Below are 636 nucleotides of genomic sequence, written 5' to 3' on the forward strand. Positions count from 1 at the left end.
CTGGTGCGTCATTCACTGCTGTCACATTAATCGTACTTGTCACCGCACTTGAGTCAACATCTCCATCATTAACGACAAAGCTAATTGTTCGTGCTAAGGTGCTTGGATTATCAGACGTGTTTTGATAGGTCACACTGCGTAATGCTACCTGATAATTAGCGACTGTATCACTTCCTGTTAAGGTTAACACACCTGTGCCTGCATTAAAGCTGCCGATGATATTGGCAGTATTCACAAATGCCAACACATCCTGTCCTGCCGCGAAATTACCCGTAATTGAAATGGTTGCACTTTCAAGGTTGGTATCATCCGCATCATTCACAGTAAGCGCCACATCAATGGCACTGGCAGAGGCATTCTCGGTATAGCTTAACGTACCACCTGCCACCACAACCGGTGCATCATTCACCGCGGTGATATTAATCGTACTTGTCACCGCTACTGAGTTACTACCACCATCATTAACAACAAAGCTCACCGTACGCGCTAAGGTACTTGGATTATCAGAAGTGTTTTGATACGTCACACTACGCAACGCTGCCTCATAGTTGGCAAGCGTATCACTACCACTTAAAGTAAGCTCACCCGTACTGGCATTAAAGCTTCCGGTGATATTTGCCGTATCAACAAACGCTA

1 protein-coding gene is annotated in these 636 nt (G+C 45.4%); it reads right to left on the reverse strand.

From position 1 onward, the window contains the following. Positions 1-636 (reverse strand): hypothetical protein (locus DNJ75_RS15150; RefSeq protein ID WP_373282857.1); only part of this gene is annotated, 636 nt, incomplete at both ends.

It is taken from the genome of Cysteiniphilum litorale (assembly GCF_003428165.1).
Lineage (GTDB): Bacteria > Pseudomonadota > Gammaproteobacteria > Francisellales > Francisellaceae > Caedibacter > Caedibacter litoralis.